Annotated in this window: 12 protein-coding genes; 7 read left to right on the top strand and 5 right to left on the bottom strand. The window is 60.6% G+C overall.

Annotated features, from left to right (window positions below; genetic code table 11):
• Nucleotides 1-55: 55 nt before the first annotated feature.
• The gene (locus tag LZK81_RS17270; RefSeq protein ID WP_007758228.1) at nt 56-220 is read left to right on the top strand and encodes a DUF1328 domain-containing protein; all 165 of its coding nucleotides are present in this window, start codon (nt 56-58) and stop codon (nt 218-220) included.
• Between the two features lie 163 nt (nt 221-383).
• Nucleotides 384-1,325, top strand: a complete 942-nt coding sequence (locus tag LZK81_RS17265; protein WP_233954039.1) for a sensor histidine kinase — start codon at nt 384-386, stop codon at nt 1,323-1,325.
• Nucleotides 1,326-1,707: 382 nt separating this feature from the next.
• Here the strand turns inward: LZK81_RS17265 and LZK81_RS17260 are convergent, their stop codons facing one another.
• The 3 genes from LZK81_RS17260 to LZK81_RS17250 form a co-directional block, all read right to left on the bottom strand.
• The gene (locus LZK81_RS17260; RefSeq protein WP_046604446.1) at nt 1,708-2,634 is read right to left on the bottom strand and encodes an ABC transporter permease; all 927 of its coding nucleotides are present in this window, start codon (nt 2,632-2,634) and stop codon (nt 1,708-1,710) included.
• A complete protein-coding gene (locus LZK81_RS17255; RefSeq protein ID WP_046604447.1) occupies nt 2,627-3,637 on the bottom strand; it encodes an ABC transporter permease in 1,011 nt (336 codons plus the stop codon). Before LZK81_RS17255 ends, LZK81_RS17260 begins: the two co-directional genes overlap by 8 nt.
• 77 nt (nt 3,638-3,714) lie before the next feature.
• Entirely contained in the window at nt 3,715-5,424 is a 1,710-nt protein-coding gene (locus tag LZK81_RS17250; protein WP_046604448.1) for a peptide ABC transporter substrate-binding protein, read from the bottom strand.
• Between the two features lie 325 nt (nt 5,425-5,749).
• Here LZK81_RS17250 and LZK81_RS17245 point away from each other — a divergent pair, with 325 nt between their 5' ends.
• Complete coding sequence (locus LZK81_RS17245) at nt 5,750-6,913, top strand: M20 aminoacylase family protein (RefSeq protein ID WP_233954038.1); 1,164 nt, start codon at nt 5,750-5,752, stop codon at nt 6,911-6,913.
• Nucleotides 6,914-6,929: 16 nt separating this feature from the next.
• The gene (locus LZK81_RS17240; protein WP_046608361.1) at nt 6,930-8,777 is read left to right on the top strand and encodes an ABC transporter ATP-binding protein; all 1,848 of its coding nucleotides are present in this window, start codon (nt 6,930-6,932) and stop codon (nt 8,775-8,777) included.
• A gap of 64 nt (nt 8,778-8,841) precedes the next feature.
• Here the strand turns inward: LZK81_RS17240 and LZK81_RS17235 are convergent, their stop codons facing one another.
• On the bottom strand, nt 8,842-9,363 hold the full coding sequence (locus LZK81_RS17235; protein ID WP_233954037.1) for a hypothetical protein: 522 nt from the start codon (nt 9,361-9,363) through the stop codon (nt 8,842-8,844).
• Nucleotides 9,350-9,670 carry a nucleotidyltransferase domain-containing protein gene (locus tag LZK81_RS17230; RefSeq protein ID WP_233954036.1) on the bottom strand — a complete coding sequence of 107 codons (321 nt, stop codon included), beginning with the start codon at nt 9,668-9,670 and terminating at the stop codon, nt 9,350-9,352. The genes LZK81_RS17235 and LZK81_RS17230 overlap by 14 nt, the downstream gene beginning before the upstream one ends.
• A gap of 234 nt (nt 9,671-9,904) precedes the next feature.
• Between LZK81_RS17230 and LZK81_RS17225 the strand changes: the two genes are divergently transcribed.
• From LZK81_RS17225 to LZK81_RS17215, 3 genes are all read left to right on the top strand, one after another.
• Entirely contained in the window at nt 9,905-10,858 is a 954-nt protein-coding gene (locus LZK81_RS17225; protein ID WP_233954035.1) for a sugar-binding transcriptional regulator, read from the top strand.
• Between the two features lie 145 nt (nt 10,859-11,003).
• Nucleotides 11,004-12,329 carry an ABC transporter substrate-binding protein gene (locus LZK81_RS17220; protein ID WP_046608365.1) on the top strand — a complete coding sequence of 442 codons (1,326 nt, stop codon included), beginning with the start codon at nt 11,004-11,006 and terminating at the stop codon, nt 12,327-12,329.
• Nucleotides 12,330-12,546: 217 nt separating this feature from the next.
• Nucleotides 12,547-13,419 (top strand): carbohydrate ABC transporter permease, encoded by an 873-nt coding sequence (locus LZK81_RS17215; RefSeq protein ID WP_037077461.1) that lies wholly within the window; start codon nt 12,547-12,549, stop codon nt 13,417-13,419.
• The last annotated feature ends 7 nt before the right edge of the window (nt 13,420-13,426 follow it).

Below are 13,426 nucleotides of genomic sequence, written 5' to 3'. Positions count from 1 at the left end.
GGCCGGAACAATATACAACAGGTGGGCGTTCTGGCGCATCCGAAGAGGAAAACCCATGTTGTATTATGCTCTTGTCTGCCTGCTCGTGGCGATTTTCACCGGTGCGCTCGGCTTCAGCGGCATTGCAGGAACGGCAACCGGTCTGGCCCAGCTCCTGTTTTTCCTCTTTCTCGCACTGCTGCTGATATCGCTGGTCGTCGGGTTGTTCCGGCGCGTTTGACGTCCTATAAAAGGCGGATAATCATGCTCATAAATGCGGGTATCAATGCGTTCAGCAGGCGCCCGGTTTTCCCAGCTAGCCCGCGGACGGAGTGAGGAATTTGGTGCATCCCCTGACATGGCAGCAGGCTGGTCAGAGTGATGACAAGTTACGTGAATTTTTCATGCCGGCACTGGTGGATCTTGGCGCCAGCATCATGATCCAGGACGCCGGCCGGAATTACCTCTTCGTCACGCATCTTCCGGAGGTCTGGGCTGTCGAGCATGTCAAGACACCCACCGACGTCAGCCTGTTCGGCGAGGAGGTCGGAGCAAAGCTCGCGACCCTCAAGGACGGCATGACGGAAGCCGGGCGCAAGGGCCATATCGAGATTACCATCGGCACCGAGCAGATCTACGAGTTCCGGGTCCAGACGGTGGAGTTCTCCAATCGCGGCCTGCATTTCGTCACCACGATCATCGACCGTTCCGAGGAGCGTCACCGCGAGCGGCTGCTGCGCGCGCTGCTGCGGGAAGTCAGCCACCGTTCCAAGAACCTGCTTGCCATCATCCAGAGCATCGCGCTGCAGACGGCCCGTTATTCGGGCTCGCTGGAACTGTTTCTGCACAAGTTCCGGGGGCGGCTCTATTCCCTCTCGCAGAGCCAGGACCTGATCACCGATTCTAGCTGGCGCGGCGCCTATTTCTTCGAACTGGTGCAGCAGCAGACGGAAAAATACCTGCCCGAGAACAAGCACCTGGTGCGCGTCCACGGCGACAATATTCTTCTGACGCCGAACGCTTCGCTGCATATCGGACTGGCGCTGCATGAGCTGATCGTCAACGCGGTCAGCCACGGTTCGCTGTTGCGCAGCGGCCGGGTGATCAACGTCACCTGCACCCGCATGCACCTCAACGGCCATGACTCGCTCGAAATGATGTGGGACGAGGTGCTGGACGCCAGCCGGAGTCCCGAAGACAACGAGGACTCGCTGAAGGCGCATTTCGGCAGCACGGTGCTGGAACGTGTCGTGCCGGCCTCGGTCAACGGCAAGGCGCAATATGTCATCTCCAACGACCGCATCAGCTATCGGCTGGTATTTCCGCTGGAGAGCGGCGGAGAATGAAAGAGAGCCGGTAGTGATTGGTCGTTAGTGAGCAGTTTTCGAGGTCGGCCTTGACGTCTCGCAACGAAAATTTGCCAAATCTCGATCTGTCGTAGCGATTACTACCCACTACCCACTACCCACAAAACTGAGCTGGCTCGGTTCCGGTTGACGGAGCCGAGCCAGTTCGTCTCTTCGAGGGGGATTGAAGAGTAGGTCCGAAGGCTATGTAGGGCGGGGGACGGGGGGTCGCCTTCGAACAGTGATATAACGAGCGTGCCGGAAATAGGTTCCAGCTGTTCGAAACTTTTTTCTAAGTTTTTTTAAGGGCTGTTTTTGGCGGGGGCCGAATGAAAAATGGCGGCTTTGCAGCCGCCATTCGGATCGGTCCAGTGTCGCAAGATCAGTGCTTGAGCGCCCTCGGGTCGAGCGCGTCGCGGATAGCGTCTCCCATGTAGTTGACGCTGAGCACCGTGGCGGAGATTGCCAGTCCCGGCCACAAAACGCGCGAAGGCGTGAGTTGCAGGAAGTTTGCCCCGTCGAACAACAGCCGTCCCCAAGTCGGGAAATCCGAGGGAAAGCCGAGGCCGAGGAAGCTCAGCGCCGATTCAGTGATGATCGCCGAGGCGATTCCCAATGTCGCGGAAACCATGATCGAACTCAGCACGTTCGGCAGGATGTGTTTGAGGATGATGCGATATTCCCGCATGCCGCTCGATTTCGCCGCCAGGATGAACTCCTGACTTTTGACGGCCAGCACGTCGCCGCGCACGATGCGGGCGGTGTGCATCCAGCTGGTGATCCCGATCACGAAGACGATCAGGATGAAGATGCCGGTTTCGGGTCCGAATGCAGCCCGCAGGGTATCGCGGAACAGCATCAGGATGACGAGCAGCAGGGGCAGCAGCGGCAAGGCCAGGAACAGGTCGGTGATACGCATCAGCGGCCCGTCGAGCTTCCGGATATAGCCGGAAACCACTCCAACCAGCGTTCCGAGGAAGAGCGCCAGCAGCATGGCCGTGATGCCGACCGCAAGCGAGATGCGGCCGCCGGCGAGCACCTGGGCAAGCATGTCCTTGCCAAGGTTATCGGTACCGAACGGATGAGCCAGTGACGGCCATTGGTTCTTGTCGCGGATGTTGATGGCGTTCGGGGCCACGCGGTGGATATACGGCCCGACGAAGACCGCCAGGACTATGAAGGTAAAGACGATAAGCCCAACGACGCCGCCTCTATGGGCACGGAACTGGCGCCAGATGTCTGCGAGGGCCGATCGGGTGGGAGTTGCCGCCTTGGCGGGCGGCGCAGTTGCGACGGTCGCATCAGTCATAACGGATCCTCGGGTCAAGAATGCCGTAAAGCACATCGGCGATGAGATTGAAGAGCACGATCAGCACCGCGAAGATGAAGGTCAGGGTCTGGACGAGCGGGATATCGGCCCCCTGGACGGCGATGATCAGAAGTTGGCCCAGGCCATTCACGCGAAAGATCTGCTCGGTGATGATGGCGCCCGAGAAGATCGTCGGCACGCCGAGCGCGATCACGGTGACGACCGGGATCAGGCTGTTGCGCAAAACGTGGATGAGCAGAACCGATTTTTCCTTGACGCCCTTGGCACGTGCAGTGCGCACGTAGTCCTGGTGCAGGTTGTCCAGCATCGAGGCTCGGACGAAGCGGGTGATCTGCGAAGCGTTGAAGAGCGACAGCACCGCCACCGGCAAGGCCATCTGCTTGATCTGCTGGACGAAGCTCGAGAAGTCGGTGACAACAAGGTTGGTGTCATAGACCGACGGGAACCATTGCAGATACGAGGAGAAGATCACCACCAGCAGCACGCCGGTGAAGAAGGTCGGCACCGAATAACCGACCATCGACACGAACGTGCCGATCTGGTCGAAGATCGAATACTGCTTGTAGGCGGAGATGACGCCGATCGGAACGGCGATCAGCACTCCGAACACATAGGCGAGACCGACGACCCACAGCGTCTGGGGCAGGCGCTGGACAATCAGATCGACCACCGGGCTTCTGGTCGCCCAGGAAAGCACCCGCATGCGGTTTCCGTCGCCGAACTGCCAACCGGTCATGCGTTCGAGGATGTTGAGCGGTTCGTTGATGAAAAATTGCTGCAGCCAATAGAGGTAGCGGAAGAAGAATGGCTGATCGAGGCCGAGCGATGCGCGGATCTGTTCGCGGACCTCCGGCGGGATCGTCAACGGCAGGTCGCCGGTGGGATCGTTGGGTGCAAGATCAAGCAGCGCGAAAATGACGAAGCTGATGATCAGCAGCGTCGGGATTGCGAAGAGCAATCGCCGCAAAGTGTATGTGAACATCCATAAGTCTCCAGACTAGCACGGAGAAGAAAATGCGGGCGCCGGGCCTACCCTTGGGGCAGGCCCGGCGATCGGCATTACTTCGCGCGCGACCAGTCGGCGACGTTCCACAGTTCGCTATCCCACGCATTCATCTTCACGCCGGCGAGCTTGAGAGAATGCGAGGAGACGCTGCCGCGGTGGACGAGCGGGATATGCGCGCCTTCCTCGGTCAGCATGTCGTTGAGCTGCTTGGCAAGCGTGGCGCGCTTGTCGAGCTCGGCGGTCTTCGAAAGTTCGCCCAGGAGCTTGTCATAGGCCGGGTTGCAGTAACGCGGGATGTTCTGACCCTGCCAGCCGTTTGCCGGGCCGGGAACCTTGTCGCACAGCCATTCTGCGAGATACTTTTCCGGATCGGTGCCGTCGAAGTTGTTGGTGTACATTTCGACGTCGGCATAGAACTTCTGGAAGGTGTCCGGGCTTGCCGGATCGCCGCCGAAGAAGACCGAGGCGCTGGCATTGCGCAATTCGGCGCCGACGCCGATCTGCGACCACATGTCCTTCACCAGTTCCTGGGTCGCCTGGCGAACCGAGTTGGTGGAGGTCGCGTAGAGGTAGGAGAGCTTCACGCCGTTCTTGGCGCGGATGCCATCCGGACCCTTCTTCCAGCCGGCATCGTCAAGCAGCTTGTTGGCCGCTACGAGGTCCTGCTTCAGGCACCAGCTGTCGTTCTTGGTGGAAGCGACTGCTGCCGGTGCGGGCACGATGTTGCAGGTCGCCTTGCCGGCGGCACCGTAACCGGCCTCGACAATGATGTCGCGGTCGATGGCGAGCGACAGCGCGCGGCGGACTGCCGGGTCGGAAAGCGACGGATGCGGGCCGGCTTCCTTGGTGGAGCGCTTGGCGCCCAGCGACGGATCGGCATTGTAGTGGTTGAGGTTGATACGCTCGACCTGGGTGCCGAATGCCGTTTCCAGCTTGCCCTTGCCGGCGGCGACCATCTTGGCGAGGATTTCCGGCTCTACCTGCATGTTCCAGGCATAGTCGTATTCGCCGGTTTCGAGAACGGCGCGCGCGGCCGAGGCAGCATCACCGCCGCCCTTGAGGGTGACCGTCGCGAAGGCCGGCTTTGCCGCATCGCGGTAGTTCGTGTTGGCGGTCAGCGTGATGACGTCGTTCGGCTTGAATTCCTTGACGACGAAAGGACCGGTGCCGATCGGGCCGAAATTGGCCGAGGTGCAGCCCGGGGCTTTGGCGCCGACGCAATTTTCGAACTGCTTCTTCTGGATGACCGGCGACTGCGCGCCGACGAAGGCGCTGTAGGGATAGGGCTTCGGCTCGGTGAAGGTGATCTTGACCGTCTGTGGATCGGGAGCCTCGACGCTCTTGACGCCCTCGTACTGGGCGGCCTGGGCGCAACCGCCGTCCGGCGCGATGCAGTATTTCCAGGTGAAGATGACGTCGTCAGCCGTAAAAGGCGTACCGTCCGACCACTTGACCCCCGGCTTGATCTTCCAGGTCATGCTCATCAGGTCCTTGGCGACGCCGCCGTTCTCGACGGTCGGAATCTCGGTGACCAGCGTCGGTACGAGTTCGCCCTTTTCGTCGTAGCGGGCGAGCGGCTCAATGACCATGGAGGACGCGTAGACTTCCTTGGTACCCCCGGAGAGGTAGGGGTTCATCGTCGAAACGGCCTGCCAGAACAGGATCTTCAGATCCCCGTCGGTGCCGCGGGCCGCGTAGGCGGCCGAGCCTGCGAAGGCCAGGGCGGCTACGGTGCCGGCCAGAAGAAGTTTGAGGTTTTTCATGCTGCTATTCCCCTTGTCGTTCTCTTATGAGTTGTGGTTGGGCATGCCGGTCAAGCCGGCTTTTTATGCCTTGGGACTGCGAAGTCACCTTCCTCAACTTATTGACTTCGCAGCGTATTTCTTGTTCGGTCCTCCTCCGAAACTACCTTAAGAACAAGTTACATCCTGCCGCTTTTGGCGAGCATGATCAAATTTTGAGCCATCTAAGCATAGGCCTATTTTCCGTTCAAGCCGGAAAATTGAAGCTTGCAAAATCGTGTCTTCGCGTCGCAATATCCGCTCCGACCAGAGTGGGAAACAGCAAAAAAACAATGAGGTCTGCGTAATGCCAGTCATCAATCGCGTCGCCGAAATGCAGGATCAGGTCGCCGAATGGCGGCGCCATCTCCACGAGAATCCGGAGCTGCTCTACGACGTTCACGAGACCTCGAAATTCGTCGCCGAAAAGCTGAAGGCATTCGGTTGCGACGTCGTCGAGACCGGCATCGGCAGGACCGGCGTCGTCGGCATCATCAAGGGCAGCCAGGGCGATGGGCCGGTGATCGGTTTCCGCGCCGACATGGACGCGCTGCCGATCCTCGAAACCTCCGGCAAACCCTGGGCTTCCAAGACGCCCGGCAAGGCGCATTCCTGCGGCCACGACGGCCACACCGCCATGCTGCTCGGCGCAGCCCAGTACCTTTCCGAGACCCGCAATTTCAAAGGCTCGGTCGCGGTGATCTTCCAGCCGGCGGAAGAGGGCGGCGCGGGCGCGCTGGCGATGATCAACGACGGCATGATGGAGAAGTTCGGCATCAAGGAAGTCTACGGCATGCATAACGAGCCGCGCCTTCCGGTCGGCAGTTTCGCCACCCGCAAGGGCGGCATCATGGCGGCGGCCGACACGTTCGAGATCACCATCCACGGCCGCGGCAGCCATGCCGCGCAGCCGCACAATTCGATCGACCCGATCCTCGTGTCCTCACATATCGTATTGGCGCTGCAGTCGATCGTGTCGCGCGAGACCGATCCCCTGAAGTCGCTGGTCGTCACCGTCGCCTCGATCCATGGCGGCGAGGCGAGCAATGTCATTCCGGCCTTTGTGAAGATGACAGGTACGGTGCGCACGCTGCTGCCGGAAACCCGCGATTTTGCCGAGAAGCGCCTGAGCGAAGTGGCTCAATCGACCGCGATCGCCCATGGCGCGACGGCCGATGTCATGTATCGCCGCGGTTATCCGGTCACTTTCAACCACGATAACGAGACGGATTTTGCCATCGAGATCGCGGCCAAGGTTGCCGGTCCCAAGGCGGTGCAGACCGGCATGGCGCCGCATATGGGCGCGGAGGATTTTTCCTACATGCTGGAGAAGCGCCCCGGCGCCTTCATCTTCATCGGCAATGGCGATACCGCCAGCCTCCACAACGCAGCCTACGATTTCAACGACGAAGCAATTCCCTTTGGTGTCAGCTACTGGGTCACGCTCGCCGAAACCGCGCTCGCAGCCTGATCCGAAGGAGATTTCCATGCTGCTTTCCGGCACTTCCATGGAACAGGGCGGTGGTTCGGTGACCCCGGTCCTGTCGGTCCGCAATCTTTCCACCTCGTTCCGGGTGAACGACGAATGGCGCACCGTGGTGCGCAACATCTCGTTCGACGTGGCACCGCGCGAGACGGTGGCGATCGTCGGCGAGTCGGGCTCGGGCAAGAGCGTCACCTCGCTGTCGATCATGCGGCTGCTGCCGAAGAATTCGAGCAAGATCGAAGGCCAGGTCTTCCTCAACGGCCGCGAACTGTTGTCGCTGCCGGAAGAGCAGATGCGCCGGGTGCGCGGCAAAGACATCTCGATGATCTTCCAGGAGCCGATGACCTCGCTCAACCCGATCTTCCCGATCGGCAAGCAGATCGCCGAGGCGCTGACCGTCCATACGGACATCAGCAATGCCGATGCCAAGGCCGAAGTCATCCGCCTGCTCGAAAAGGTGCGCATTCCCAATGCGTCGTCACGATTCGACGAATATCCGCACCAGTTCTCGGGCGGCATGCGCCAGCGCGTAATGATCGCCATGGCGCTCGCGGCGAGACCGAAGCTGCTGATCGCCGACGAACCGACCACTGCGCTCGACGTGACAATCCAGGGCCAGATCCTCGATCTCATCAAGGTGCTGCAGGAAGAGGAGGGCATGTCGGTCCTGTTCATCACGCACGACATGGGCGTGGTGGCCGAGGTTGCCGACCGCACGATCGTCATGTATCGCGGCGATGCGGTGGAGACCGGCGAGACCAGCGACATTTTCCACCGCGGCCAGCATCCCTATACCCGCGCGCTTCTCTCCGCCGTGCCGCGGCTCGGTTCGATGGGCGACCGCAAGCTGCCGCTGCGTTTCCCGATCATCGACGTGAAGACCGGCGAACAACAGCCGCTCGCCGATGTCACCGACACGGTCGGCAAGGGCAAGACGCCGATATTGGACGTCAGGGACCTGACGACCCGCTTCGACATTCATTCGGGCCTGTTCGGCCGCAAGTCCGGCGCCGTGCATGCGGTCGAAAAGGTCTCCTTCAATCTTTTCCCGGGCGAGACGCTGTCGCTCGTCGGCGAATCGGGCTGCGGCAAGTCGACCACCGGCCGTTCCGTCACCCGCCTGATCACGCCGACCAGCGGTGAGGTTACGCTCGACGGCTATGAGGTGATGAATCTCGACCCGCCGACGCTGCGCCTGATGCGCCGGTCGATCCAGATGGTCTTCCAGGATCCGTTCGCCTCATTGAACCCGCGCATGAGCATCGGCTCGGCGGTCATGGAGCCCTACGTGGAGCACGGCCTCGGCACCAAGAACCAGGCCCGCGACAAGGCCGCCAGCCTGCTGGAGAAGGTCGGCCTTTCCGCCGACATGATGAAGCGTTTCCCGCACGAGTTTTCCGGCGGCCAGCGCCAACGCATCGCGATCGCCCGCGCCCTGATGCTCGACCCGAAGATCATTGTCGCCGACGAAGCGGTCTCGGCGCTCGACGTGTCGATCAAGGCGCAGGTCTGCAACCTGCTTCTCGACCTGCAACAAAGCCTCAACCTGGCTTTCCTGTTCATTTCCCATGACATGGCCGTCGTCGAGCGCGTCAGTCATCGGGTGGCGGTCATGTATCTCGGCGAGATCGTCGAGATCGGCCCGCGCGCCGCGGTGTTCGAAAACCCGCAGCATCCTTATACGAGGAAGCTGATGTCGGCGGTGCCGGTCCCGGATCCGTCCCGCCGCCGCATCAAGCGCAACATGTCCACCGACGAGATCAAGAGCCCGATACGTCCGGTCAACTACGTGCCGCCGAAGCGGGAATATCGCGAGGTTTCCGCGGGGCATGTGGTGCAGGTGGCGTAGCACATCGAGACCGTTGGGAGCTTGGGCTCGTTACATCCACCCCGCACGATCCGGATCGTGCGGGTTACCGACCGGGGGCGCCGGCTGTTCCATCGCCGTCATCCGTATCTTCAGCGGCCATCGTTTTTTCCAGCCGGACAACGGCATTCACGAATGATGGAAATGCTTTGCGAATTCGATCCAGGTTCTCGATCACCTTGTCGGGTTTCAGGTCGAATCCGTATCGGTGCCGAACGAGATGGCGGAAGGCTTTCAGTTCCGTCAGAGACTCGTATAGCTCCGGGTCGATAACGGACGGCCGTATGCCGTCGATTTCGGCTGACATCTGGTCCAGAACGTCCTGGTGCATTGTCGGTCCGCTGGGAACGAGACCGTCCACGTCCCGTGCCAGGCTCAGAAGACTGTCCTCAATGCCGTTATAGACGTTATGGATACCCAATGAGATGGCTGACAGTGCGCCCCATTCTCCATCGGAAACCTCCTGGGAATGTCGCGCGAAAAAGATTTCGAGCTGTTCCAGCTCCCGTTCCGCGCGCGCGATCTTTGGTGACAAGCGTGAAAAAGCCGGAAGGCTAAACGCAGCCATCTAAAAGCTCCTGTACCCTGTCGGCGGTCATATCGGCCTCGAAGATCAGATCGTAGGGAATATCTGTCCCTCGCATGTGATCCGCGACGAGTCGTTCGATAAAAAGTCTGCGCGCAGGGTCGATCGGGCCGCTCACCAGGAGGTCGACATCAGAATGTAAATGAAAGCTGCGCTTCGCCAAGGAGCCGATGATGCGCATCTCGACGCCATGCTTGCGGGCGTCTTCAAGTATGCGTCCAGCGCGAACCGACGCGGTTTTATGTCGCGTTTCCGCTCGACGTTCGATCAGCGCTTCCATTCGGTTCATGCACGGGTTCCCGGCTATTACCATTCTTCTTCAGCCTATATCATTTCTGAGCGGGCTCAAAGGCAGCGCAACGGTCACCCGAGGGTAGGCGCGGCGACGATGCAGGCGCAATGCGGCCGCAATGGATTTTGATGTCGCAACAATTCCTCTCCGAATACCTATCATGCGGTTCTTCCAGCCGTTTGACAGACCATCCGAAACCATGGCAGCAACAGGTGGAGGAGAATTTCTGCCATGGCAAAACGGTCTGATACGCAAGGGCGGCTCGACGATGCGGCGCGGGCCGGTTGGCTCTACTATGTCGCCGGGCGCACCCAGGACGAGATCGCCGCAACCATGAGCATTTCGCGGCAGTCGGCCCAGCGGCTGGTGTCGCTCGCGGTTGCCGAACGGCTGATCAAGGTGCGCCTCGACCATCCGATCGCCGCCTGCCTGGAACTCGCCGAGGCGTTGCGCAAGAAATACGATCTCAAGCATGTCGAAGTGGTACCGAGCGATCCGGCAGGGAGTTCCAGCACCGTCGGCATCGCAGAAGCCGGCGCGGCCGAAATCGAGCGCTGGCTGAAGCGCCCGGACCCGATCGTCATCGCGGTCGGCACGGGCCGGACGCTGAAGGCTGCCGTCGACCAGTTGCCGCCGATGGAGTGCCCGCAGCACCGGATCGTGTCGCTCACCGGCAATATCGGGCCGGACGGGTCGGCCGCCTTCTACAACGTCATCTTCTCGATGGCCGACGCCATCAAGGCGCGGCATTTTCCGATGCCGCTGCCGGTTCTCTGTTCCTCGGCCGAGGAGCGCGAGACCCTGCACGACCAGGCGCTGGTGCGCTCGACGCTCAGGCTCGGGGCGCAGGCCGACGTCACCTTCGTCGGCATCGGCGAACTTGGGCCTGACGGCCCGCTCTGCGTCGACGGTTTTCTCGGCAAGGAGGAGATGCTGAAGCTGGTCCAGGAAGGGGCGGCCGGCGAGATCTGCGGCTGGGTCTATGACAACCAGGGTCGACTTCTCGCCAATTCCATCAACGACCGCGTTGCCAGCGTGCCGATCCCCCCTCGGGAGACCTCCTCCGTCATCGGGATCGCTCAGGGGCGCAAGAAATTCCAGGCGATTTCCGCGGCGCTCAAAGGCAATATCATCAACGGCGTGATCACCGACGAGGCGACTGCGGAGCAATTGCTCGGTCGTTGAGCAAAAATTACAAATAGCAAAATCAATCAGATAACCAATTTCTGCTGCGTTGCAGCGCGATTGGTGATTGACTTCGTCCGCCATTATGTGGGTAATTGCCCATGAGCAAAGCGAATGCTCGTTACTCATCTTCTGGGAGGAAGATATGACATTGAAGACGATTTTGCTGGGCGCCTGCTCGGCGCTGGCGCTTGCCGGCCTTTTCTCCACCGCGGCTTCGGCTGAAACCCTCACCATCGCGACCGTCAACAACGGCGACATGGTCCGCATGCAGGGCCTGACTTCCGAGTTCACCAAGGCGAACCCGGATATCCAGATCAACTGGGTCACGCTCGAAGAAAACGTTCTTCGCGAGCGCGTTACCACCGACATCGCCACCAAGGGCGGTCAGTACGACATCCTGACGATCGGCAATTACGAAGTTCCGATCTGGGCCAAGCAGGGCTGGCTGCTCGAGTTGAACAAGCTCGGCGACAAATACGACACCAACGACATCCTGCCGGCGATCAAGGGTGGCCTGACGGTCAACGGCAAGCTCTATGCCGCGCCGTTCTACGGCGAGTCGGCGATGATCATGTATCGCAAGGACCTGTTCGAGAAGGCCGGCCTGAAGATGCCGGAAAACCCGACCTGGGAATTCATCGGCGATGCGGCCCGCAAGATCACCGACCGCAAGACCGACGTGAACGGCATCTGCCTGCGCGGCAAGGCCGGCTGGGGCGAGAACATGGCCTTCATCACGGCGCTGACCAACTCGTTTGGCGGCCGCTGGTTCGACGAAAAGTGGAACCCGCAGTTCGACCAGCCGGAATGGAAGGCCGCTCTGCAGTTCTACGTGGATCTGATGAAGGATGCCGGTCCGGCCGGCGCCTCCTCGAACGGCTTCAACGAAAACCTGACGCTGTTCCAGCAGGGCAAGTGCGGCATGTGGATGGATGCCACCGTGGCTGCCTCCTTCGTCTCCAACCCGAAGGATTCTAAGGTTGCAGACAAGGTGGGTTACGCGCTCTTCCCGGTGAAGGGCGAGATGAAGAACCACGGCAACTGGCTCTGGTCGTGGAACCTCGCCGTTCCGAACTCTTCGAAGAAGGCTGACTCGGCGCAGAAGTTCATCTCCTGGGCAACCAGCAAGGAATATACCCAGCTCGTCGCCTCCAAGGAGGGCTGGGCCAACGTTCCTCCGGGCACCCGCACGTCGCTCTACAACAACGAGGAATACAAGAAGGCTGCCGCCTTCGCGGTTCCGACGCTTGCCGCGATGAACGCTGCCGACATCACCAAGCCGACCGTCAAGCCGGTGCCCTATACCGGTGGCCAGTTCGTGGCGATCCCTGAATTCCAGGCGATCGGCACCAATGTCGGCCAGCTGTTCTCGGCGGTCGTCGCCGGCCAGTCCACGGTCGCCGATGCGCTTGCCCAGGCCCAGACGGCTACGACGCGCGAAATGAAGCGCGCCGGTTATCCGAAGTAACCTCCAGAGCCTCGGCTGTCCGGTCATTCCTGCGCCGGACAGCCGGATCTTGCCGGCATCACCCGCCTTGACGATTTGAGGCAGGCCGTCGATCAGGCAAGGCAATCCGACAATAACCAGATAACAACAAAAAGCTGCATCCTGCGTCCGTCTCCTTCCCCAAAGAAAAAGGCGCGGGATAACTGGAACGACCACGTTCCACGGGAGGGCGTCTGATATGGCAACGCAAAACACCAAGACGTTGGCGCGCCTGATGATGGCGCCCTCTGTTCTGCTTCTTCTGGTCTGGATGATCGTGCCGCTGGCGATGACGCTGTGGTTCTCGTTCCAGAATTACAATCTGCTCGATCCGTCCAATGTCAGCTTCACGGGTCTGTTCAATTACCAGTTTTTCTATACCGACCCCGCCTTCTTCCAGTCGATCTGGAACACGCTGGTCATCGTCGGCGGGGTGCTCTTGATCACCGTCATCGGCGGTATCGCCATCGCGCTCCTCCTCGACCAGCCGATCTTCGGACAGGGGATCGTGCGCATCCTGATCATCTCGCCTTTCTTCGTGATGCCGCCGGTTGCGGCGCTGGTGTGGAAGAACATGATCATGAACCCGAGCTACGGGGTGTTTGCCGACATCTCGAAATTCTTCGGGCTCCGGCCGATCGACTGGTTCGCGCAATATCCGCTTTTCTCGATCGTCATCATCGTTGCCTGGCAGTGGCTGCCATTCGCGACGCTCATCCTGCTCACCGCCCTGCAGTCGCTCGACGGCGAACAGAAGGAAGCGGCGGAGATGGACGGCGCCAACTTCCTCAACCGCTTCATCTACCTGGTGGTGCCTCATCTCGCCCGGTCGATCACGGTCGTCATCCTCATCCAGACGATCTTCCTGCTCGGCGTCTATGCGGAAATCCTGGTCACCACCAATGGCGGCCCCGGTTACGCCTCCACCAACCTCGCCTTCCTGATCTACCGCACGGCGCTGCTCGGCTACGATGTCGGCGGTGCCTCGGCAGGCGGCATTATCGCAGTCGTGCTCGCCAATATCGTCGCCTTCTTCCTGATGCGCGCCGTCGGCAAGAACCTGGACCGGTAGGAGAAGA

Source organism: Neorhizobium galegae (assembly GCF_021391675.1).
GTDB lineage: Bacteria > Pseudomonadota > Alphaproteobacteria > Rhizobiales > Rhizobiaceae > Neorhizobium > Neorhizobium galegae_B.
Note: the sequence above shows the minus strand (reverse complement) of the source record. Positions and strands in the feature narration are given on the sequence as shown.

Coding starts and splice junctions, on each gene's coding strand:
- LZK81_RS17270 (WP_007758228.1), top strand. CDS start 56: ATGTTGTATTATGCTCTTGTCTGCCTGCTCGTGGCGATTTTCACCGGT.
- LZK81_RS17250 (WP_046604448.1), bottom strand. CDS start 5,424: ATGAAAAACCTCAAACTTCTTCTGGCCGGCACCGTAGCCGCCCTGGCC.
- LZK81_RS17255 (WP_046604447.1), bottom strand. CDS start 3,637: ATGTTCACATACACTTTGCGGCGATTGCTCTTCGCAATCCCGACGCTG.
- LZK81_RS17245 (WP_233954038.1), top strand. CDS start 5,750: ATGCCAGTCATCAATCGCGTCGCCGAAATGCAGGATCAGGTCGCCGAA.
- LZK81_RS17215 (WP_037077461.1), top strand. CDS start 12,547: ATGGCAACGCAAAACACCAAGACGTTGGCGCGCCTGATGATGGCGCCC.
- LZK81_RS17265 (WP_233954039.1), top strand. CDS start 384: ATGCCGGCACTGGTGGATCTTGGCGCCAGCATCATGATCCAGGACGCC.
- LZK81_RS17230 (WP_233954036.1), bottom strand. CDS start 9,670: ATGAACCGAATGGAAGCGCTGATCGAACGTCGAGCGGAAACGCGACAT.
- LZK81_RS17235 (WP_233954037.1), bottom strand. CDS start 9,363: ATGGCTGCGTTTAGCCTTCCGGCTTTTTCACGCTTGTCACCAAAGATC.
- LZK81_RS17260 (WP_046604446.1), bottom strand. CDS start 2,634: ATGACTGATGCGACCGTCGCAACTGCGCCGCCCGCCAAGGCGGCAACT.
- LZK81_RS17220 (WP_046608365.1), top strand. CDS start 11,004: ATGACATTGAAGACGATTTTGCTGGGCGCCTGCTCGGCGCTGGCGCTT.
- LZK81_RS17240 (WP_046608361.1), top strand. CDS start 6,930: ATGCTGCTTTCCGGCACTTCCATGGAACAGGGCGGTGGTTCGGTGACC.
- LZK81_RS17225 (WP_233954035.1), top strand. CDS start 9,905: ATGGCAAAACGGTCTGATACGCAAGGGCGGCTCGACGATGCGGCGCGG.